Annotated in this window: 18 protein-coding genes; 10 read left to right on the top strand and 8 right to left on the bottom strand. The window is 60.9% G+C overall.

Annotated features, from left to right (window positions below):
• The first annotated feature begins 14 nt into the window (after positions 1 to 14).
• Genes AC0L14_RS00485 through AC0L14_RS00460 form a run of 6 tightly spaced genes read left to right on the top strand, consistent with a single transcriptional unit; the run spans position 15 to position 7,717 of the window.
• A complete protein-coding gene (locus tag AC0L14_RS00485) occupies positions 15 to 995 on the top strand; it encodes a sugar-binding transcriptional regulator (protein ID WP_473526402.1) in 981 nt (326 codons plus the stop codon).
• Positions 992 to 1,987, top strand: coding sequence for an aldo/keto reductase (locus AC0L14_RS00480; RefSeq protein ID WP_473748343.1), 996 nt, complete (start codon positions 992 to 994; stop codon positions 1,985 to 1,987). The genes AC0L14_RS00485 and AC0L14_RS00480 overlap by 4 nt, the downstream gene beginning before the upstream one ends.
• Positions 1,988 to 2,005: 18 nt before the next feature.
• A complete protein-coding gene (locus AC0L14_RS00475) occupies positions 2,006 to 3,742 on the top strand; it encodes a glycerol-3-phosphate dehydrogenase/oxidase (RefSeq protein ID WP_473637010.1) in 1,737 nt (578 codons plus the stop codon).
• Positions 3,715 to 4,557: a class I fructose-bisphosphate aldolase gene (locus tag AC0L14_RS00470; RefSeq protein ID WP_473748342.1), complete on the top strand. Its 843-nt coding sequence runs from the start codon at positions 3,715 to 3,717 to the stop codon at positions 4,555 to 4,557. Before AC0L14_RS00475 ends, AC0L14_RS00470 begins: the two co-directional genes overlap by 28 nt.
• A gap of 26 nt (positions 4,558 to 4,583) precedes the next feature.
• Positions 4,584 to 6,098, top strand: a complete 1,515-nt coding sequence (locus AC0L14_RS00465) for an FGGY-family carbohydrate kinase (protein WP_473748341.1) — start codon at positions 4,584 to 4,586, stop codon at positions 6,096 to 6,098.
• Entirely contained in the window at positions 6,095 to 7,717 is a 1,623-nt protein-coding gene (locus AC0L14_RS00460) for a GMC family oxidoreductase (protein ID WP_473748340.1), read from the top strand. Before AC0L14_RS00465 ends, AC0L14_RS00460 begins: the two co-directional genes overlap by 4 nt.
• An 82-nt stretch (positions 7,718 to 7,799) precedes the next feature.
• Here the strand turns inward: AC0L14_RS00460 and AC0L14_RS00455 are convergent, their stop codons facing one another.
• Entirely contained in the window at positions 7,800 to 8,585 is a 786-nt protein-coding gene (locus tag AC0L14_RS00455) for a class I SAM-dependent methyltransferase (protein ID WP_473637006.1), read from the bottom strand.
• Between the two features lie 115 nt (positions 8,586 to 8,700).
• Between AC0L14_RS00455 and AC0L14_RS00450 the strand changes: the two genes are divergently transcribed.
• The 4 genes from AC0L14_RS00450 (at position 8,701) to AC0L14_RS00435 (ending at position 12,355) form a co-directional block, all read left to right on the top strand.
• Positions 8,701 to 9,831, top strand: a complete 1,131-nt coding sequence (locus AC0L14_RS00450) for an ABC transporter substrate-binding protein (protein ID WP_473637005.1) — start codon at positions 8,701 to 8,703, stop codon at positions 9,829 to 9,831.
• Complete coding sequence (locus AC0L14_RS00445; protein ID WP_473637004.1) at positions 9,821 to 10,888, top strand: FecCD family ABC transporter permease; 1,068 nt, start codon at positions 9,821 to 9,823, stop codon at positions 10,886 to 10,888. Before AC0L14_RS00450 ends, AC0L14_RS00445 begins: the two co-directional genes overlap by 11 nt.
• Positions 10,882 to 11,667, top strand: a complete 786-nt coding sequence (locus AC0L14_RS00440) for an ABC transporter ATP-binding protein (protein ID WP_473748339.1) — start codon at positions 10,882 to 10,884, stop codon at positions 11,665 to 11,667. The genes AC0L14_RS00445 and AC0L14_RS00440 overlap by 7 nt, the downstream gene beginning before the upstream one ends.
• A gap of 340 nt (positions 11,668 to 12,007) precedes the next feature.
• A complete protein-coding gene (locus AC0L14_RS00435) occupies positions 12,008 to 12,355 on the top strand; it encodes a hypothetical protein (RefSeq protein WP_473748338.1) in 348 nt (115 codons plus the stop codon).
• Between the two features lie 157 nt (positions 12,356 to 12,512).
• On the opposite strand, the gene AC0L14_RS00430 is transcribed toward AC0L14_RS00435, so the two are convergent.
• The 7 genes from AC0L14_RS00430 to AC0L14_RS00400 form a co-directional block, all read right to left on the bottom strand.
• Positions 12,513 to 14,126, bottom strand: a complete 1,614-nt coding sequence (locus AC0L14_RS00430; RefSeq protein ID WP_473748337.1) for a DUF7055 domain-containing protein — start codon at positions 14,124 to 14,126, stop codon at positions 12,513 to 12,515.
• Positions 14,127 to 14,183: 57 nt separating this feature from the next.
• Positions 14,184 to 15,338, bottom strand: coding sequence for a glycosyltransferase family 4 protein (locus AC0L14_RS00425; RefSeq protein ID WP_473748335.1), 1,155 nt, complete (start codon positions 15,336 to 15,338; stop codon positions 14,184 to 14,186).
• A gap of 12 nt (positions 15,339 to 15,350) precedes the next feature.
• On the bottom strand, positions 15,351 to 16,013 hold the full coding sequence (locus AC0L14_RS00420) for a class I SAM-dependent methyltransferase (RefSeq protein WP_473636998.1): 663 nt from the start codon (positions 16,011 to 16,013) through the stop codon (positions 15,351 to 15,353).
• Positions 16,014 to 16,019: 6 nt separating this feature from the next.
• The gene (locus AC0L14_RS00415) at positions 16,020 to 16,409 is read right to left on the bottom strand and encodes a GtrA family protein (protein ID WP_473636997.1); all 390 of its coding nucleotides are present in this window, start codon (positions 16,407 to 16,409) and stop codon (positions 16,020 to 16,022) included.
• Positions 16,406 to 17,095, bottom strand: a complete 690-nt coding sequence (locus AC0L14_RS00410) for a class I SAM-dependent methyltransferase (protein WP_473636996.1) — start codon at positions 17,093 to 17,095, stop codon at positions 16,406 to 16,408. Before AC0L14_RS00410 ends, AC0L14_RS00415 begins: the two co-directional genes overlap by 4 nt.
• A 105-nt stretch (positions 17,096 to 17,200) precedes the next feature.
• On the bottom strand, positions 17,201 to 18,346 hold the full coding sequence (locus AC0L14_RS00405; RefSeq protein ID WP_473748334.1) for a glycosyltransferase family 2 protein: 1,146 nt from the start codon (positions 18,344 to 18,346) through the stop codon (positions 17,201 to 17,203).
• A 523-nt stretch (positions 18,347 to 18,869) separates the two neighbouring features.
• A complete protein-coding gene (locus tag AC0L14_RS00400) occupies positions 18,870 to 19,814 on the bottom strand; it encodes a lipid kinase (RefSeq protein ID WP_473526389.1) in 945 nt (314 codons plus the stop codon).
• Between the last annotated feature and the right edge of the window lie 3 nt (positions 19,815 to 19,817).

Below are 19,817 nucleotides of genomic sequence, written 5' to 3'. Positions count from 1 at the left end.
GTTGAGCATCCATCATGTCACCAACCAATTCGCGGGACGACGTCACGATCGTCCGCCAGATGTATCAGGCGCTGGTGCTTCATTACATGGAAGCCAAGACGCAGGCGGAAATCGCCAAGGAGCTCGGCATCTCGCATGCGACCGTCAACCGGCTGATCAAGCGCGGTCACCAACTCGGGCTTGTCGAGATCAAGATTAAGTCGCCGATCGAGCAACTGGTCGACATCGAGGCGCGACTTGTCGCGATAGGGGGACTCCAAAGGGCCGTCGTCGTTCCTTCCGTTTCGGACAATCCGCAGACTGCCCTTCAGCGCGTCGGCGAGGCCGCGGCGAGGCTGGTGCTCGAGACGATCAAGGACGGCGACACGATTTCCATTACCGGGGGCAAAGGAGTGAGTGCCGTCGTCGCCGGCCTCAAGCCGAACCGAAGCTACGACGTCGAGGTCGTTCCCGCGACCGGCCTGGTTCAGGGTAAGCATTACACCGACGTCAATCATGTCGCGTCTCTGATGGCCGACAAACTCGGCGGGCGCGCCTATCAGGTTCACGCGCCGCTGTTTGCCGACAGCCCGGCCCAACGCGACATGCTGATGGGCGTGCGGGCGGTTTCGGATGTCTTCAGCAAGGCGCGGGAAGCAACACTTGCGGTCGTCGGCATCGGCTCCATCCTGACCGACGATTCGAGCTACTACGATCTGCACCCGTCCTCGAGCGCCGACCGGCTGGCCATCGAACGCTCGGGCGCGGCGGGCGAACTGCTCGCCCATCTCATAGACAGCAACGGTAAGCTCGCCGACTACCGCCTCAACCACTCACTGGTTTCGCTGACGCTCGAGGAATTCGCCACCATTCCGCAGTCGATAGGGGTCGCCAGCGGCGCAAGCAAGGTGGTCCCGATCCTCAGTGCCATGCGCGGCTCTCACCTCGATACTCTCGTCACCGACGAAACCACCGGCTTGAAGATCCTCGAGCTCGCCGAAGGAAATGCAGCATGAATTCTCGACAAATCACCCGCTCAATCGGCAAGTCCGGCGTTGTCGCTTCGGCGGTGGGACTCGGCACCTGGGCCATCGGCGGCTGGATGTGGGGTGGCACGGATGAAGCAGAATCGATCGCTGCGATCCAGGCGTCCATCGATGCCGGCGTCTCGCTGATCGACACCGCGCCGGCTTACGGTCTCGGCCGCAGCGAGGAGATCGTCGGCAAGGCCATCAAGGGCCGGCGCGACCGCGCGGTCATCGCCACCAAATGTGGCCTGAACTGGCATTCGAAAAAGGGCAATCACTTCTTCGATCAGGACGGAACGCCGGTGAACCGATATCTCGGCGCCGAGGGCATCGCTTATGAAGTGGAACAGAGCCTGAGGCGGCTCGGCACCGATTATATCGATCTCTACATCACCCATTGGCAGGACCCGACGACCCCCATTGCCGAAACAATGCAAGCGCTCGAACGCCTCAAATCAGCTGGCAAGATCCGCGCCATCGGCGCAAGCAATCTCAGCCCCGCCGAGCTGCAGCACTACGTGACCGCTGGCCAGCTCGATGCGATCCAGGAAAGATATTCGATGCTGGATCGCGAGATTGAGCAGACATTGCTGCCGATCGCGCGCCAGCATCAGGTCGCTGCGCTCAGTTATTCGTCGCTTGCGCTCGGCCTGCTTTCGGGCGCGATTGATCCGGCGCGTGAGTTCAGCGGCGACGACCAGCGCAAAGACAACCCGCGCTTCTCTCAGGCCAACCGGCGCAAGGTAGCCGCTTTGAAGCATGCCCTGGCCCCGGTCGCGGAGGTCCACCAGGCAAGCATGGCGCAGATCGTCATCGCCTGGACGCTGGCGCAGCCCGGCATCACCTTCGCGTTGTGTGGAGCGCGAAACGCGACGCAGGCGCTCGACAACGCCAGGGCAGGGGAGATTTTAGTGAGCGCCGCGGAACTGATCGCCATCGATGCGGCGGTGGCCGGGCATCTCGTGGCGATAGATGCGTGATCGAAAGCGCGTCCTGAGATGAATCGCATCCAGACGATCGCCGGCTTGCACGAGAACCCCGATATTGACGTCCTCGTCATAGGCGGCGGCATTAACGGCATCAGCGTGTTTCGCGAACTCGCTTTGCAGGGCGTCAATGTGCTGCTCGCGGAAAAAAACGATTATTGTTCCGGCGCCAGCGCAGCCCTCTCGCGCATGGTTCATGGCGGCTTGCGCTATCTTGAAAACGGCGAGTTCAAGCTGGTCCGCGAATCTCTGCTCGAACGCGATCGGCTGTTGAAGAACGCGCCGCATTACGTTGCGCCACTGCCAACCACGGTGCCTATCTTCGACCTGTTCTCAGGCATAGCAAATGGCGCATTCCGCTTCCTTGGGCTAAGCCGTCGTCCGGGCCGGCGTGGCGCATTGGTCATCAAGACCGGTCTGGCGATGTATGATTTCTTCACCGCCGCGCGGCGTATCGTCCCGCCGCACAAATTCAGGAGCCGCGCTGAAACACTCAAGGTCTGGCCTGCAATCAATCCTGCTATCCGCAATTCGGCGACATACTTTGACGCCTGGGTCAGCCACCCCGAGCGGCTGGGTACCGAGATGCTGCGCGACACCATGAATGAAAAGCCGTCCGCCCGGGCGCTCAACTATGCACGGGTATCGCTCGGTGACGCGAGCCTGGTGCTTAACGACGGACTGTCTGGCGAAACCGTGGCCGTGAAGCCGCGGCTCGTGGTCAATGCCACAGGTGGCTGGGTCGACCTGACCAATTCGGCGATCGGAGCCGTTGCGCCGAAGCTTATGGGCGGCACCAAAGGTTCGCATCTGATCGTCGACAATCGCGAGCTTCATGACGCGCTCGACGGTCACATGATCTACTACGAGAACGAGGACGGCCGGATCTGCATCCTGTTCCCCTATCTCGGCAACGTGCTGGTCGGCTCGACGGATATCCGTGTCGACGATCCCGACCAGACGTGCTGCGTGGATGACGAGCGGCAATACATCCTGCAGTCCCTGTCCTTCGTGTTTCCTGGAATCGAGATCGCCGATACCGACATCGTCTTTCAGTTTACCGGGGTGAGGCCGCTGCCGATAAGCCAAGACAGTTTTACCGGGCGCATTCCCCGCGATCATTTCTGCGAGCTCATCGAGGGCGCCGGTATAGTGCCGCCGACGCTCTGCATGATCGGCGGGAAATGGACAACCTTCCGGTCGTTCGGCGAACTGGCAGCGGATATGGTGCTCGAGCGATTGTGCCGACAGCGCATCGTCGGCACCCAAAACAAGCCGATCGGCGGCGGCCGGCATTTTCCCATTGCCCCGGCAAAATGGTGCGCAGAACGCGCGGCCGCAAACGGCCTGCCGCTTGACCGCATGCGTAGCCTCTTCGAGCGCTACGGTACCGCAGCGGATGCCGTCGCCGCCCATATGGCAGCGGGACATGACGAGCTCTTGCCCGGCAACGACTACTCGGCCCGGGAGATCCAATATCTCATCGCCAATGAATATGTCGAACAGCTGGAGGACCTGCTGCTTCGCCGCACGACAATCGCCATCACCGGCGCTCTCTCGGCCGATCTTCTCGATGCGGTTCTCGATATTCTGGCTGTCGAAAAGAGCTGGGACGCCGCGCGCAAGGCATTCGAGCGAACCGATTTCCTCGCCCTGTTGCAACGCCGGCACGGCGTCGATCTCGACCAGCTATCCCAAGAAGACGAAGGAAGGAGCGCCGAATGCGCATCAACAAGAAAGTCCGCATGAACCGGTTGTTTGGCCGGGCGCGCTGTCTCGACGTCGCAGTCGACCATGGCGTGTGCAACGAGCCGTCGTTTCTGGAAGGGCTCGAGGATATGGCCGGCGTCGTCGCCCAGCTGGTTGCCGCGGGACCGGACGCCATTCAGATGAATTATGGCCAGGCCGATCTGCTGCAGTCCTTGTCCGGCAAGGAAAAGCCGGCATTGGTCATGCGCATTGACATCGGCAATCCATATAACAAAACCCGCCATCGCTCGATGTGGGCCATCCTGCAGAACGAAGCCGAACCACTGATCGGCGCGCTGGAGATGGACGCGGCCTGCGTGGTCGTCAATCTATTCATGCTGCCCGATGAGCCGGACCTGTTCCGGCAATGCGTCCACAACATTGCCCGCGTTCGCGCCGACTGCGAAAGATACGGGCTGCCGCTGATGATCGAGCCGCTGGCGATGCTGCCCAACTCGGAGCGCGGAGGCTACATGGTCGACGGCGACCCCGAAAAGATCGTCACCCTGACCCGGCTCGCCAGCGAGATGGGCGCCGACATCATCAAGGCGGACCCGACCACCGATCCGAACGACTTCCACCGGGTGGTGGCGGCGGCGCGCTGTCCTGTCCTTGTGCGCGGTGGGGGCAGGGAGGATTTGCGCGCCGTCTTCGACAAGTCGGAGGCGCTGATGGCACAAGGCGCGGCAGGCATGGTCTATGGCCGCAACATATACCAGCATTCCAACCCTCGCGCCGTCGTGAGAGGATTGATGGCGATCATCCATGAGAATGCGGACGGCGCGGCGGCCTGGGAGCTCTACCAACAAGGATAAATTTTGGCGGCTTGGGAGGAGCTTCAATGCAGCAATACATTCTGGGTCTTGATGCGGGCAATACCGTCATCAAGGCCATCATCTTCGACACCGCAGGTCGCGAACTCGCACTTGCCGCCCGGGACGGCCGTTCCTGCATGCCAGAACCCGGCCATGTCGAGCGGGATCTCGGCGAATTATGGCGCAACGCCGTCGAGGTCATCCGCCAATGCCTCGACCAGTCGGGCATCGATCCCCGCGACATCGCGGTAATCGGTTGCGCCGGCCACGGCAACGGGCTCTACGCGCTGGACCGCGGCGGTGACCCGCTGCTCGGCATCCAGTCGCTCGACACGCGCGGTGTCGGCATCGTCAGCGAATGGGCGGCCGCGGGCGTTGGCGACCGGACCTATGCCCACTGCCTGCAACGGCCCTGGGCGGCGCAGACGCCGACTCTGCTGGCGTGGCTCAGGCGCCATGACCCGGCGCTCTTTGCCAAAATAGGCACCGTCTTCCTCTGCAAGGATTTTATCGTCAACCGCCTCACCGGCACGCGCTCGACCGAGACCTCGGATATGTCGGGCTGCGGGCTTTTGCACATGCCTGATCGACGCTACGAGCGAGAGTTGCTGGCCGCCTACGGGCTCGACGATTGCATGGAACTGCTGCCGAACGTGCTGGAGGCTTCCGACATCGCCGGCCATGTCACGCGGGATGTCGCCGCTGCTACCGGCCTTCCTGCGGGCACGCCTGTGGTGGCGGGCCTGTTCGATGTCGTCGCCAGCGCCATCGGTTCGGGCGTCACCAGCACCGGCGCCGCCTCGATCATTGCCGGCACCTGGAGCATCAACCAGGTCATCACCGAAGAGCCGATCCGCGATCCGTCGATCTTCATGCTGTCGACCTTCGATCCGGTGCGCTACCTCGCCATCGAATCGAGCGCCACTTCGGCCGCAAATCTCGAATGGATCGTGCGTGAGTTCTTCGAGCATGCGCCGCCGGCAGGCGCATCGCCATTCGAAATCTGCAGCGAGCTTGTTGCGTCCGTCGATCCCGCGGGAGACATGCCGATCTACCACCCCTTCCTTTACGGTTCGCAGCAGAATGGCAAGGCGCGTGCAGGTTTCTACGGCATCGCCGGCTGGCATACACGGGCGCATATGCTGCGCGCACTGTTCGAGGGCGTCGTCTTCGAACACCGGCGGCATGTCGAGACGCTGCGCCGAGCGGGAGCGCCTGTCAGCCAGGCGGTTCTTTCGGGCGGCGGCTCGCGCAGCGCCATCTGGCCGCAGATATTCGCGGATGTGCTGGACGTGCCGGTGACCGTGGCGCGCAGCCGCGAGACGGGGGCGCTGGGAGCTGCAATTGCAGCCGGGACAGGCGTCGGCCTGTTTACCGATTTCTCCGCGGGCGCCGCCGCGATGACCGCGCCCGACCGCTGCTACCAGCCCAATAGCGAGATCGCACCGGTCTATGAGCAGCGCTATCGTCTGTATGACGAGATCAACCAGGCCATGGGTCCGTTATGGGACAGGATGGCAAGCGAACGGACGTCCAATTGACACAGACCGCTGCCGATTTTGGACACTACGACTTCATCATCGTCGGCGCAGGTTCAGCCGGCTGCGTGCTGGCCAACAGACTGTCGGCCAATCCAGCCATGCGCGTGCTGCTTCTGGAAGCCGGCGGCAGCGACCGCTATCACTGGGTCAACATTCCCATCGGCTATCTCTACTGCATGGGCAACCCGCGCACCGATTGGCTGATGAAGACCGAGCCGGAGCCCGGGCTGAACGGTCGTGCGCTCAACTATCCGCGCGGCAAGCTTCTGGGCGGCTGCTCGTCGATCAACGGCATGATCTACATGCGCGGCCAGACGGCCGACTATGATGGCTGGCGGCAAGCCGGAAATCTTGGTTGGGGCTGGGATGACGTGCTTCCATATTTCCGCAGGTCCGAGGACCATTTTGGTGGCGCCAACGACCTTCATGGCGCCGGTGGCGAATGGCGCGTCGAGCGCCAGCGTCTGTCGTGGCCAATCCTGGATGCTTTCCGCGATGCTGCCGAGGAACTCGGCATTCCCCGGACCGAGGATTTCAACGGCGGGACCAACGAGGGGTCGGGCTATTTCGAGGTCAACCAGAGGAAGGGCGTGCGCTGGAATACCTCGAAGGCGTTCCTGCGGGGCGTGCTCCGGCGGCCGAATTTGCGCGTCGTAACCGGCGCCGAGACCGAGAACCTGGATTTCGATGGAGCTTGCGTCACCGGCGTTGTCTTCCGCATGGGCGGCCAGTTGCATCGTGCGCGGGCAGGCGAGACGATACTTGCCGCCGGCGCGATCAATTCGCCGAAGCTGCTCGAGCTTTCCGGCGTCGGCCGACCTGCCGTGCTTGGCGCAGCAGGAATCCCGGTTCGCCACGCGCTGGAAGGCGTCGGCGAGAACCTGCAGGATCACCTGCAGATCCGCACGGTCTTCAAGGTCGCCAATGCCTCGACGCTAAACCAGCGCTACCACAATCTGTTCAGCCGCGCGGCCATGGGCGTCGAATACGCTATCCGTCGCAGCGGACCGCTATCGATGGCGCCGAGCCAGTTGGGTATCTTCGCCAGAAGCGACCCACGCCTGGAGACGCCCGATCTCGAATATCATGTCCAGCCGTTGAGCACTGAACGGCTGGGCGAGCCGCTGCATCGCTTCCCCGCGGTCACGGTTTCGGTCTGCAACCTCAGACCGGAAAGCCGCGGCACCGTCCACATAGGGACGCCCGATCCGCAGGCGGCTCCGAAGATCCGGCCGAACTATTTGTCTACCGAGGGAGACAGGGCCGTGGCTGTAGCATCGCTCCGCCACGTCCGCCGTTTGATGAAGGCGCGCGCCGTTGCCCGTTTCGCGCCTGAGGAAATGCTGCCCGGTGCACACTATGAAAGCGACGAAGATCTCGTCCGCAAGGCCGGCGATATCGGCACTACGATTTTCCACCCGGTCGGCACCTGCAAGATGGGCGCAGGCTCGACGGCAGTGGTCGACGGCCGGCTGCGGGTGCACGGCATTTCTGGCCTGCGCGTCGTCGACGCTTCGATTATGCCGACGATCGTTTCCGGCAACACCAACTCTCCAGTGGTCATGATCGCAGAGAAGGCATCGGAAATGATCTTGCAGGACGCCAGCCAGGAGAAATAATCCTGGGTGGCGCATCTGAGCTGACGCAGACCGGCAGCTATTCGCTGTCGTGCCGTCCCCGCTCCATGCAACGCCGAGGCGTTTACTGCGGCTTTGTCGCGCAGATCGCGAAGCGTTGTTGAGTGGCGCGTTCGAGCGCCTTGGGCCAACTCATCTGTCGAGCCTGAGCGCGATGGATCGCGCCCAGTTTCCAGTCGACGACAGGCTGCTCGAATCCGGCTTCGGCCAGCAAGCGCACTATCTCTTCCGCCCGTGCGCCGCCCGAGAAATAGACACGAGTAAGAATGTTCTGGTGGCGTCTGGCCATGGCGCCGTCACTGTCGGAGACCCGGGACTTGCCGGCCGTGAGCTTCTCCCAGAGTTCCCGCAAACCCATCGCCCAGTTGCGGCTGACAAAATCGCCGTCGATGACCAGCAGCTTGCCGCCGGGCTTCAGCAGCGAGAACCATTCGGCAAAGGCCGCCTTCGGATCCAGCAGCGTCCAGACCAGGTGACGGGTGACGATGACATCGTAGCTCGCCTTGTCCTCGAGCGTCCGTTCGGCATCCCTCACGATGAAGCGGATATCGGCGCCGCGGTTTTGTGTCTTGGCGCGCGCCTTGGCGAGCATGGCTTCCGACCAGTCGAGGCCTGTCACCCCAAAGCCTAGATCGTGCATCAGATGCGAAATAACGCCTGTCCCACAGGCGAGATCCAGAGCCGCCCGCCCGGCGCCTGGCCCAAGGTGCCTGCTTATGAGCGCATGCCAGGCAGCGCGCTCGCGCTCGGAAAAAATCTCGTGGCCGACCTGCAGGTCGAACGTTTCGGCGCGGTCAGACCAATAGTCCCGAATTTCGTCGCGCAGCGAATAGTTTGCGTGAGCCGTCATTGCCCGAAACGCTCTCCCCAAAAGCGGTACATTGGAATTGCTCTAAAAGATAATTCTTGATTACACAATTCATGTTTTCTAAAGCCGGGCCGGTAAACTGAATTGCGAGAGCACAATGATTTTGAAATCGATATTTGCGGCCGCGGTCGCCCTCGCGGCCTTGATGCCGCTAACCCACGGCACGCGCGCCGAAACCGTCACCGACATTAGCGGCCGCAAGGTCGAGGTGAAGACGCCGGTCGAGAAGGTCATCCTCGGCGAAGGCCGGCAAATTTACCTGATCGCCGCGCTCGATACCGACAACCCCTTCAAGCGAATCGTTGGCTGGCGCGAGGATTTCTCCCAGGCTGATCCCGACAATTACGCCGTCTATCTGGGAAAATTCCCCTCGATGGCCACGATCCCGACCTTTGGCGGTTTCAAGGACGGCACCTTCGACATCGAGCAGGCGATCGCGCTTCAGCCGGACGTGATGATCATGAACATCGAGTCCAAGCAGGCGACCGAGGACGCGCAATATATCGAAAAGCTCGCCGCCGTTGGCATCCCGGTGGTCTATGTCGATTTCCGCGAGCATCCCTTCACCAATACCGAGCCGAGCATGCGCCTCATCGGCAAGCTTTTTGGCCAGGAAAAACGGGCCGAGGCGTTCATCGCCTACCGCGCCGCCCAGATCGCGCGCGTCACCGAGGTGATCGCAGAGAAGGATCCAAAGCGCCCGACCGTCTTCGTCGAGCGCGCCGGGGGCTATTCCGACGATTGCTGCATGAGCTTCGGCAATGACAATTTCGGCAAGTTCGTCGAGATGGCCGGCGGCCGGAATATCGCGGCGGATCTGATCCCGGGCACTTTTGGCGCGCTCAATCCCGAACAGATCATCGCAAGCGATCCTGACCAGGTGATTGTCACGGGCGGTAATTGGGAGGCCTATGTGCCGGGCGGCAAATGGGTCGGCGTCGGTCCAGGCGCGGACGAAGCGGCAGCAATGAAGAAGCTCAAGGGCCTGACGGAACGGCCTGCCCTCACGGGCATCAAAGCGGTGGAAAGCGGGCAGGTGCACGCCATCTGGCACCAGTTCTACAACAGCCCCTATCAGTTCGTCGCCATCCAGCAGATGGCCAAGTGGCTGCACCCCGACCTGTTCGCCGATCTGGACGCTGAGGCCACCTTCAAGGAGTTGCACGAGAAGTTCCTGCCGGTCGAATACGGGCCTGGCCATTGGGTCTCGCTCTCCGATGAGCAGTGAACCCGCGGCGCTGTCAGCCAAAGAAGGGCGCGGCCTCTACCGCGCCCTCGTCCTGCGCAAGCAACTCATCCTCGCAGGGCTCGCCCTGGCGCTGCTCCTGAGCCTTTGCATCGACCTCGCGCTCGGCCCGGCCAGCTACAGCCTGGACCAGGTTGTGCTCGCGCTCGTTTCTCCCAGCAGCGTCCCGCTTCAGGTGCGTGTCGTGCTGTGGGAGATCCGGCTTCCCATCGCGCTTATGGCCGTGGTCGTCGGCGCGGCACTGTCGGTCGCCGGTGCACAGATGCAGACTATCCTCAACAATCCGCTCGCCAGCCCGTTCACGCTCGGCATTTCGGCGGCGGCCAGCTTCGGCGCCGCGCTCGCGCTCGCCTTCGGCGTCACGCTCATCCCCGCGGCAATCGAATATGTCGTACCGCTCAACGCCTTCGTGGTGGCGATGCTGACCGCGCTCGTCATCCACCTGCTGAGTCTCAAGCGCGGGGTGACGGTTGAAACCATCGTGCTTCTCGGCATCGCGCTCGTATTCACCTTCAATGCGCTGCTGTCGCTCGTCCAGTATCTTTCCTCAGAGCAAGCGCTCGCAGCGGTCGTGTTCTGGACGATGGGAAGCCTCACCAAGGCCACCTGGCCCAAGCTCATCATCACCAGCCTCATCCTTCTCGCAACGCTTCCGATATTCGCACGCCGCGCGTGGGCGCTGACGGCGCTGCGGCTGGGCGAAGACAAGGCCGCGAGCTTTGGGGTCACGGTCGCACGGCTCAGGCTCGAAACCATGATGATGGTGAGCCTGCTCGCCGCCATTCCCGTCGCCTTCGTCGGCACGATCGGCTTCATCGGGCTGGTCGGTCCGCACATCGCCCGCATGCTGATCGGAGAAGACCAGCGCTTCTTCCTGCCTGCCTCGGCTCTTTCGGGCGCACTCATCCTTTCGGCGAGCTCGGTTGCCAGCAAGTCGCTCATTCCAGGCACGATCTTCCCGATCGGCATCGTCACCTCGCTTGTCGGCATTCCCTTCTTCATCTCGCTGATCCTCTCGAACGTGAGGCGCTCATGGTAACGATCAGGCTCGATGGTCTCGGAGCCGTCCACGGGACGCGGCTCGTCCTTTCGGACGTTTCAACTCCCATTTTTCGGGGTGGCGAGGTGGTTGCCGTCATCGGGCCCAACGCAGCGGGCAAGTCGACGCTGTTCAAGCGCATCGCCGGACTTTTGAAGGGCCCGGGACGCGTCTGCCTCGACGGAGCGGCGAAGGGACCGGAGGGCATCTGCTATATGCCGCAGGATACGGCAGCCAACGCGGTGCTGACCGTCTATGAATCGATCCTGCTCGCCCGCAAGCAGGGCTCGGCCTGGTCGGTCGGCGATGGCGACCTCGCACTCATAGACGGCATCCTGGCCGCGCTCAGCATTTCGGATATTGCCTTTCGCAATGTCGGCGAACTGAGCGGGGGACAAAGGCAGATGGTAAGCATCGCCCAGATCCTCGCCCGCGAACCTGAAATCCTGCTGATGGACGAGCCGACGTCAGCGCTTGACTTGCACCGGCAAGTCGAGGTGCTGAGCTTCGTGCGCGGGCTCGCGCGCAAACACGGGATTGCAGTGCTGATCGCAATTCACGACCTCAATCAGGCCCTGCGCTTCGCTGACAAATGCATCGTCATCGCCGACGGCCGGATGGTCGCCTGCGGTACGCCGGAAGAGGTCGTTACGCCGGCACTCTTGCGTGACGTTTATCGCGTCGAGGCGCGGGTCGAGCGATGCTCGCGGGGCATCGGCCATATAATGGTGGATGGCATCGCGGACGAATCGGCAGCCGCTGCGTCGATAGCAGCTTAAGGCATCGCCAAGGCGGCTACTTTGGCGACGAATGAGGCGTTCACTCACGACCGCTGCACGTCCTTCGACGAGCCGCTTTTGTACGAGACACCTTGGGTAGACAGAGGTCGTGAAAACGCGCGATAAGGTTAGCCTGCGCTAGATCTAGAGATGGCCGGGGCACCAGAAGATGGCACGCCGAATGTGCAACGCAATGCTTGGCTTCGCGGCGCTTGCCATAACCGCGTGCCAATCGGCTCCTGAAACGCCGCGACCCACCCTCGAACCCGCGTTAGGACCTGGTACCATTCCCGCCCAAACTGCCTCGGATCCTGCCGCTGTTCCCTCCGGCTCAGCAATTATGGATCAATCCGTGGCGGTCACTCCCCCTGACAAGGCCGTTCCGACAAAGTATGCTGTTTTTTCGGGTCTATGGGCCGGACGATTGGATGGGATGTATGACGCCAAACTTGCTGTTCAGACGATTTCTTCCAATGGGAAGGTGACGGTTACCTATGCGTGGGGAACTCTGGGCGACAACCATCCGGGCGAGGCCGCCGGCGCTGGACGAATTGTGGGGACTACGTTGAAGCTTGAGCGCCTACCGAATGGCGCAGACGTCAGTTTTGTCATGCGGCCCGACAGAACCCTGGCCGGAACCGTTAGGCTTGCCGGCCAGACCTACACGGGCGCGTTCCTCAAGCAATGATCAAAGACGCGTCTGAAGGCCATGTAGGGGCCAGGCGACTGCCAGAAGGCGGAAATTGCTGGAAGTGGATGATGACCTGCCAGGTTGGGTCTGTGAAGGGCGATAAAGCTTGGCATGCGTTCTGATACCACCACGCCCCCAGGATGCACCCGAACACTCAGTCGTAGGCATTGGCAAACATGCTCAAATTGTCACCGCCGTGTTTGAAGCGTCCGGCGTACGAACCTTGTGGCAAGAGCAATGCCTCGCCTGAACCCATCCGCAAAGTTACAGCCTTCGGCCCGCTTGAGAGGTGGACTGGCGGATCAAAGACGGTGCCGTCAATGTCAACCGCGCCCCGTAATGGCGTTCCGGTTGTGCTGTACAGGCCGTATACGCCAGGGATTGGGACAACGAAGACCTCCTGCTCACCGAGGTAAAGTCGACGGCCGGCAATCCTCAAGTTTGGCGCGACGGTGACATAGCTGTTCCGGATCAGAGGTGCGATCACTGGATAGATATATTCCGTGCGGTAAGACCACAGGATCATTTTAGGCGGAGACTTACTGAATACTTCATAGGCCTCGGATCTGTCGCCCTGTCGCAAAGTCGCGAGGACATAGTGTCTATCAAGCCATAACGTCGACGGTTCGCTCCTGTTGGGCAGCATCCCGATGCCGTCGAAGTACCGGTCACCCGGAGCGAGCAATGATTCTGCACGCGCGACCAGTTCAAGTTGCGCCGCGTTGTTGAAACGGAGGTAAACAATATTGCTGACGAAACTTAGGACCACGGCGGTCACCAGCGCCACCGATGCAATTCGAAAGTGGCGTGTGTTGGCCACGATCCGATCCAATGGTGCCAGTGACCACAATGACATGAACGGCAACGCCATGATGAATACGTAAGGCCAAGGCTGATCGTGAATGAAGACCAGAACGGTGATCACGATCGAGAAGACAAGCGCGATGCGATTTCTTTCCTCAAGCTGCCTGAACCGCATCAGTGACAAAGCCATGCCAGAGAAACAGAAGACGTAGAGTACTACGTTCCGCAAAAGCGTCTGCAACACGAGGTGCCTCAGTCCGCCGTACTCAACACCCCCGCGGGTCGCAACTTCAATCGGACCGAATACTAGGGTCTCGGCGATGGGGACCGGGTTGCTGCCGCCGAAAACGAAGCAGTACGCAAGGATCGAAAGAGTCCACCCCAACACCAGGCATGCCCCGCGAGCCAGCCCAGTTGAATAGCGTCTCATCATGGCTGCGTCAGTGACCAAGCCGAGCCCCAGCGCAACATTGAAGTAGACCGATTTTTGAGTGGCCAGGAAAGCCAGTCCGCTTAGGACGCCGGCAGCAAGTATATGCCGTGCACTCAACGCATGTGCACGCACCCCGACCAGGAGCGCAGCCACCGCGAAGAACACCGCCAGCGGTTCGGCGATTGTTCGGAAAACACGCTCCATGAAATTCGAAAAGCACAGTAGGACGAGAACGATGCTTAAGGCACGCACGCGATCCTCCCCGAGCGCACGGGCGCAGGCGTATACCATGGCAACGATCGCGCAGCCCAGGAGCGCGGTTTGTATGCGCCCGACAAGCAGAATAGACGTGGCATCCCAGCCTACCAGGTGCGCCAGCTTAAAGAACGCTGTCGATCCCGCCGCTTTACTCGGCTGAATTGTATCGAAAAGTTCCCTGAACAGATATTTGGCGTATCCGAGCTGCCCGAACTCGTCCATGACGAAGAGGCTATTCCACGCAAGGACGAAAAGCAGAATAATCTTCACCATGATAAGACCGACTACGATTGTGCCTATCTGGTATCGGTCTCCACCGTAGGCTCGCATTCAAACATCGCCCTGATTTTCAGGAGAATTGGGCTTCTCTCCTCGTGCCAACGCAAGTAGACGCTCCGCCATAGACCTCCAGTCATAATGTGCTAACGCGTAGCGAGCCATGGCGGCCCGTTCCTTAGATGTGGGTGCAAGGGAATTAATAGCTTGGGCGCAACGTCTGGCCGAGCCTTCCGCGTCGCTGAGATCGATGGTCACGCCACGGAGCCAGTCGGTTGCGTTAGGGTCGGCTCGGTTGCTGGGTTCACCGCAGACGACCGGCAGCCCAGAAGCCATCGCCTCCTGGATTACGAGCGGAAAGCCTTCGCCCACGCTCGGCAACAGCAAGAGGTCAACGCTGCGATAGAGAGCGGCTAGAGCCTGCGGGCTCTGAGTCCCAAGGTCATGGACGTTGGCTAGTCCCCACATGGCGGGGCAGATCGGTCCGCTGCCGACCATCAGAAAGGCCAGGTCTTCCCTGGACGCAGCCAGGGCGCGTAGCACCCTGAGTCCCTTCTTCTCGACATAGCGACCAACGAAGAGAATGCGGCGCGCACCCGGCGCAATTGGCACCCCGGCCAGAGCGTCCGGCTCGGGAGCCAAACCTTCGCCGGGATGAAAAACTGCACTGTCGACACCATTGAACAGTAGAGAACACGGCATGCGGGCTGGCGTACCGACAAGGTCGTGTCGCACGGTATCGCTAATGAAAACGAGTGCGTCGGCTGCCCTCAGCATGGGGCGTGTGACGAGGATGTTGGCCAGTGCAACTGCCGAGCGGAGCACGCGCGATGAAAAAGCAACGCCAGCAATATGCTGGATCAAGACAACGCGCTTGCGGTGCGCTTTCGCCATCAACAATGCGAGTATCGAGGTGACGTACAATGCGTCATGCGCCACCACCGCGTCGCAGCGGCGTACTTCGCGAGCCAGGGTTCGGATCGCGCGCGCACCCGGTAGGGGCATCGGCAGGCCAGTGATCTTCTCTATTGGGTTGGCGCAGGCAAGCGGGTGCGCCTCAACTTCGGTATACGGCGCTGGATCGGCATTACTAGCCGCCCAGACTGCCTCAGCACCTAAGCGTGCGAATTGGCGGCACAGTTGTCCGGCGACACGCTCTATGCCGCCGCCATGGGCCTCATAGAAATGGCTGATCGTGAGAATGCGCAACGGGTTATTCAGTCATACTGGCTCGAAGCGCATTGTTACTTCAAGCCGATTGGGAAACAGCAGTGCACCGACGCTTTTTCGATACCGCGCTGGTGTAGCGCGACAAGCGATGCGGTAGCCACTGTTGGCGGCCAGCATCTCCCATTCTGCTCGAGTGAGGTAACGCGCCCAGATCATGCCCCCAAAGGGGATATTCCCTATGGCATCCAAGGCCATGAGCCGCAGGGTGTCCAGCGTGCCGCATCTTTCGTGATCCTTGATATAAAGTGGACCGGTTACTACCCGCCGTATTTCGCGCAAGAGATCCGAACGGGCAGTGACCGGAACGTGGTGCACCACGTTGTTGAGCGTCGCTGCTTCAAAAGTTGCGTCAGCGAAAGGTAGTGTTTTGCCGTCATATTGCCGGGTTGGTACGCTGAGCGAGGAGCAGAAGCGATCGATTAGATCAACTGCCTGGACCTCGTCGACTGGGAAAAGTTCCGCCATGGCCTGGGCAATCACGCCTGTGCCGCCGCCGACGTCGAGCAGGTTCCGATGGCGCGCGGCCCATACCTCACGCAAACTATCGAGCATCGTCGCTTGATAAATTGGGGCCCTGGTCCGATACACCGCGAGATGACGCGATAGGATGACTTGCAGGAGCCGCGGGTCTATCGGCGACATCGTTGTGTTCATCGTCAATCACCTGAGCTCCGTCCAGCGGGTCGGCGTGACGATGGCCCAGCGACCGAGCAGGAAATTCAGAGCTAGCATGCAGACCGAAGCGATCGGTGCGGCGAATGTCATCGGCAGGTCGACCTGCTCATGCCAGAACCAGGTGGCAACGAAAGCGAACGGTATATTTGCCGACATTGCGATGAAGTAACGCACCAGGCCAATCGGGGCTAGCGGCTGACGAAAAGTGAACAACCCATGCAGAACATACCCGGCGCAAGCAACGATACCGAAGGACAGCAGCACGGCGAACCACAGCGGCATACCGACACTATCTGCCAAGATGATAACGGCGTTGTGTAGCACTATGCACAGGCCGGCGACAGCAACGTAAGCGAGAGGGGGCCGCACAGTCATGCAGCAGCCTTGCGAGCTCGTACCAGGAAGACACAAGCGTTGTCATCGCGTATGTGAGCGGGCGTGATCCGGTCTTCCAACTGAGCGCGCAGGTTCATCAACACGGCCAACGAGGACGCCAAAATGCCACCGATGATAGGCACACGCCTGAGGATGAAGGAAAATCCCGTCGATCGGATCAGTGTGGTAGTTGCCAGCGGACCGACGATTGCGTGCACATCCTCCACTTCGAGGCCTCGATTGGCGAGGTCCACGATAAGCCCGGTGCGCGTCCAGCGGCGATGATCTTCGGGGTGAGGATGATAGAGCCAAGTGCCGTGAGTAGATAGCAGCAGCACGCCATCATCGCGCAACAGCCTTCGTATTTCGCCACAATAGGCGTCGAGGTCGCGCACGTGCTCAAGTACCTGCACCGAAAGCACTGCACCTGCGGCACCATCGGCAAGCGGCACACGGCCCTGCTCGTCTATTTGCAAGAAACCATCACCCCCGATGTCTGCACCGCAATAATCGATATTCATCTGACGCATCATGTCAGCATACGGCATGTCGCCGCAGCCAAGGTCTACCATCAGCGAGCCTTGTCTGACATGCGCACTTGCTTCTTCCCGCAACAGTCGCGCAAGCGCGCGTAGGATCAGCCAGTCCGTATCCCAGACGCGTGGAACAGCCCTGCTTTGTCTCATGCGGTCCAGTCCCCAAGAACACGCACTATCTGCCCCGCGGCGTCGCCATCCATAGCTAGGCCCGCAAGGGGGGCAAGCAGGTCCGGAATCCCCGAAACCGAATGGTTAGCAGACACGTCGATTGTCCAGGTTATCCAGGAGCAATTTGAGAACAAATCCGGAAAGCACCATGGAAACGCCTGCCACGCAGGTCGTGGTAATCACAAAGGTCAGATGCACGGATTGCTCCATTGATCCGCCAACGAAGATCCATCGCAGCGCCAGCAGTATGTCCCCGAGGAAACCAACCGTCGCGAGCACACCTCCGGAGAGGACTAGCCATTCCAGCGGGCGACTGCGCGTCAGCCAGGCGATCATCAGTCCTGCGGGCATAGGGTGATAGATTGCGATCGCTACCTTGGCCAGCGTCCCGAAGAGAATGGCCGAAAGACCGATCAATGTTGCCATCGACGAGAGCGCGACGAAGTGGATCCCGAAATACTGCCCACCTATGGTGACAGGCCCAGCAGCGAGGATGGCAAGCCCGATGACACGGGCGATCAGCAGGATTAGTCCGGGTAAAAGATACATCGTGTCCGGTGCATGAGCCACGATCAGCCGCAGGTGTCGCCACCCGTCACGGAAAGAGCGCAGGTGAGGGGGGCGGTCACGTTTGTCTGGATAGAGCTTGATTGGCACCTCACGGATGATCAATCCGGCGCGATGCGCGTTGATGACCATTTCGGAAGCGAATTCCATACCGGGCGAGCGTGCGCCCATTCTTTGGAACGCGTCACGAGTGAAACCCCGCATGCCGCAATGAAAATCGCCTATAGGAGAGTGGTGAAGCCAGCGCGCAATCGTCGAAAGCACAGGATTGCCAAGGTATCGGTGCAGAGGAGGCATGGCGCCAGGCTCTATCCCGCCAGCAAAGCGATTGCCCATGACCAACTCCGCGCCATCCTCCAGCGCGTCGATGAAGTCGTCGAGTTTGCTCCAGTCGTAGGAATCGTCTGCATCGGCCATGATCAGGTACTTGCCGTGCGCAGACCCAGCCGCTGCACTAATCGCGGCGCCGTAGCCCTTGACCGGCTGGTGCGCGACGCGCGCACCAAGCGACTGGGCAATCTCCACCGAGCGATCGCTCGATCCGTTATCCCCGACGACCACCTCACCTCTGATCCCCCGCTTTGCGAACGCATCAAGCGCCTTTCGAATGCAGATGCCGAGCGTGCGCTCTTCGTTCAGGCAAGGTATGATCGCCGATACCAAGGGAGCCTCCAACTCAAGGAAGCCTTGGTCAGTTTGGCCCGTCGCGACGTCAGACCGGCTATTTATCATTCCACCTGATCCAGTCGAATCGTCAGCTGCATCGAGAGTCGGGCACGTGACCAACGTGTTGCTTCTGGCCTTTATCGACCTAGAAAGAACAAGTTGCGTAATTATTCCCAAAGCCTAATTACCGTTGGGCGCGTTAATTTTTTGTGCTTATGCAACCACGACGATTGCAATCAGGAACACGATAGCTCCTGGCCAACACGACGCGCACAGCGCAAACCTAGCGGGAGAATGTCTGGAACTTTGGTGGATAGCTGTCGTTCTCGTCAATCTGCAAGCCTGCAGCCACTTTGGGAGGCATTCGGTCAGCTTTGAGCTGACGTTGAGGCCGGTCGTGCCACGGTGTCGCAAATCACCTTCGCCAGGCTCTGACGAGCCGAGGGGAATCAAGCAGGCACTCCATCCGAAGATGACCGCGGGGCGGTTGAGTTTATTCGACGCGCGCTTGATCGCCAGTCTAGCCGCTGTTTGCGCTGACCGCGTCACCAAGCACCTTTGTGCGGGGCTGCATGCGCGCGGCCGCAGGAGCGAAGACCGAAATCGCCTTCGGGTGGACCTTGAAATGCGCCGGGGTCGAGGTGACGATCTCACCATCGGTGTTCACCGGCATCGGCCTTTTCGTCTCGATGTCGAACTCGACGCATCTGGCCGTGCGAACCTCGCTCCAGGCGCCGTGCGTGCCTGAGCGGAACGAGCGCAGCAAGAGCGCCATCTTCCAGAGGTTCGTCATTTCCAGGCTGTACAGGTCGAGATGGCCGTCATCGATCTCCGCCGTCTCCTCAACCACGTTGCCGCCGCCATAGTGTCGGCCGTTGCCGACTGCTATCTGGTAAGTCTCGACTTCGGTCGCTACGCCCTTTTCGGTAATCCTTGCTTCGAAGTGGCGGGCCTTGGTCAACACTTTCATGGCCGCCACGGCATAGCCAAACCGGCCGAAACGTTTCTTCAGTGCCGGGTCGAGACCCTGGGCAAGGTCGGTGCTGAGGCCGATGCTCGCAACATTGAAGAAAGCGTGACCATTGACGGTCCCGACATCGATCAGACGCCTTCCGCCCTGTACGATCACGTCGGCGGCCTTCCGCAGATCCAACGGTATTTCGAGCGTTCGTGCCAGATCGTTGGCCGTCCCCATTGGAATGATGCCCATCGGCAGCCCGCTTTCCATGGCCGCGACCGCCGCTGAGGACACCGAGCCATCGCCGCCGCACACGATCACAAGGTCGGCCCTATGGCGAAGGCGTACGATATCGCGTGCTATCTCGGGCAGCGCCTCAAACGTCTCGACGCTGACGCGGAGCCCGCCGGCCTCCAGCCGTTCGACGATCGGTGCGATAGATTCCTGCCCGCGTCGCGCCTTTGGATTGACGAGCAGAAGGGCGCGTCTGGTCGTGATGTCGTTCATGCG

The sequence above is a fragment of the Mesorhizobium sp. WSM4841 genome (assembly GCF_055811515.1).
Note: the sequence above shows the minus strand (reverse complement) of the source record. Positions and strands in the feature narration are given on the sequence as shown.

What these genes read in the sequence shown, in the direction of transcription:
- AC0L14_RS00475 (WP_473637010.1), top strand. Translation starts at nt 2,006, where the DNA reads ATGAATCGCATCCAGACGATCGCCGGCTTGCACGAGAACCCCGATATT.
- AC0L14_RS00445 (WP_473637004.1), top strand. Translation starts at nt 9,821, where the DNA reads ATGAGCAGTGAACCCGCGGCGCTGTCAGCCAAAGAAGGGCGCGGCCTC.
- AC0L14_RS00400 (WP_473526389.1), bottom strand. Translation starts at nt 19,814, where the DNA reads ATGAACGACATCACGACCAGACGCGCCCTTCTGCTCGTCAATCCAAAG.
- AC0L14_RS00430 (WP_473748337.1), bottom strand. Translation starts at nt 14,126, where the DNA reads ATGGTGAAGATTATTCTGCTTTTCGTCCTTGCGTGGAATAGCCTCTTC.
- AC0L14_RS00485 (WP_473526402.1), top strand. Translation starts at nt 15, where the DNA reads ATGTCACCAACCAATTCGCGGGACGACGTCACGATCGTCCGCCAGATG.
- AC0L14_RS00455 (WP_473637006.1), bottom strand. Translation starts at nt 8,585, where the DNA reads ATGACGGCTCACGCAAACTATTCGCTGCGCGACGAAATTCGGGACTAT.
- AC0L14_RS00450 (WP_473637005.1), top strand. Translation starts at nt 8,701, where the DNA reads ATGATTTTGAAATCGATATTTGCGGCCGCGGTCGCCCTCGCGGCCTTG.
- AC0L14_RS00420 (WP_473636998.1), bottom strand. Translation starts at nt 16,013, where the DNA reads ATGAACACAACGATGTCGCCGATAGACCCGCGGCTCCTGCAAGTCATC.
- AC0L14_RS00435 (WP_473748338.1), top strand. Translation starts at nt 12,008, where the DNA reads ATGGATCAATCCGTGGCGGTCACTCCCCCTGACAAGGCCGTTCCGACA.
- AC0L14_RS00415 (WP_473636997.1), bottom strand. Translation starts at nt 16,409, where the DNA reads ATGACTGTGCGGCCCCCTCTCGCTTACGTTGCTGTCGCCGGCCTGTGC.
- AC0L14_RS00470 (WP_473748342.1), top strand. Translation starts at nt 3,715, where the DNA reads ATGCGCATCAACAAGAAAGTCCGCATGAACCGGTTGTTTGGCCGGGCG.
- AC0L14_RS00465 (WP_473748341.1), top strand. Translation starts at nt 4,584, where the DNA reads ATGCAGCAATACATTCTGGGTCTTGATGCGGGCAATACCGTCATCAAG.
- AC0L14_RS00410 (WP_473636996.1), bottom strand. Translation starts at nt 17,095, where the DNA reads ATGAGACAAAGCAGGGCTGTTCCACGCGTCTGGGATACGGACTGGCTG.
- AC0L14_RS00440 (WP_473748339.1), top strand. Translation starts at nt 10,882, where the DNA reads ATGGTAACGATCAGGCTCGATGGTCTCGGAGCCGTCCACGGGACGCGG.
- AC0L14_RS00480 (WP_473748343.1), top strand. Translation starts at nt 992, where the DNA reads ATGAATTCTCGACAAATCACCCGCTCAATCGGCAAGTCCGGCGTTGTC.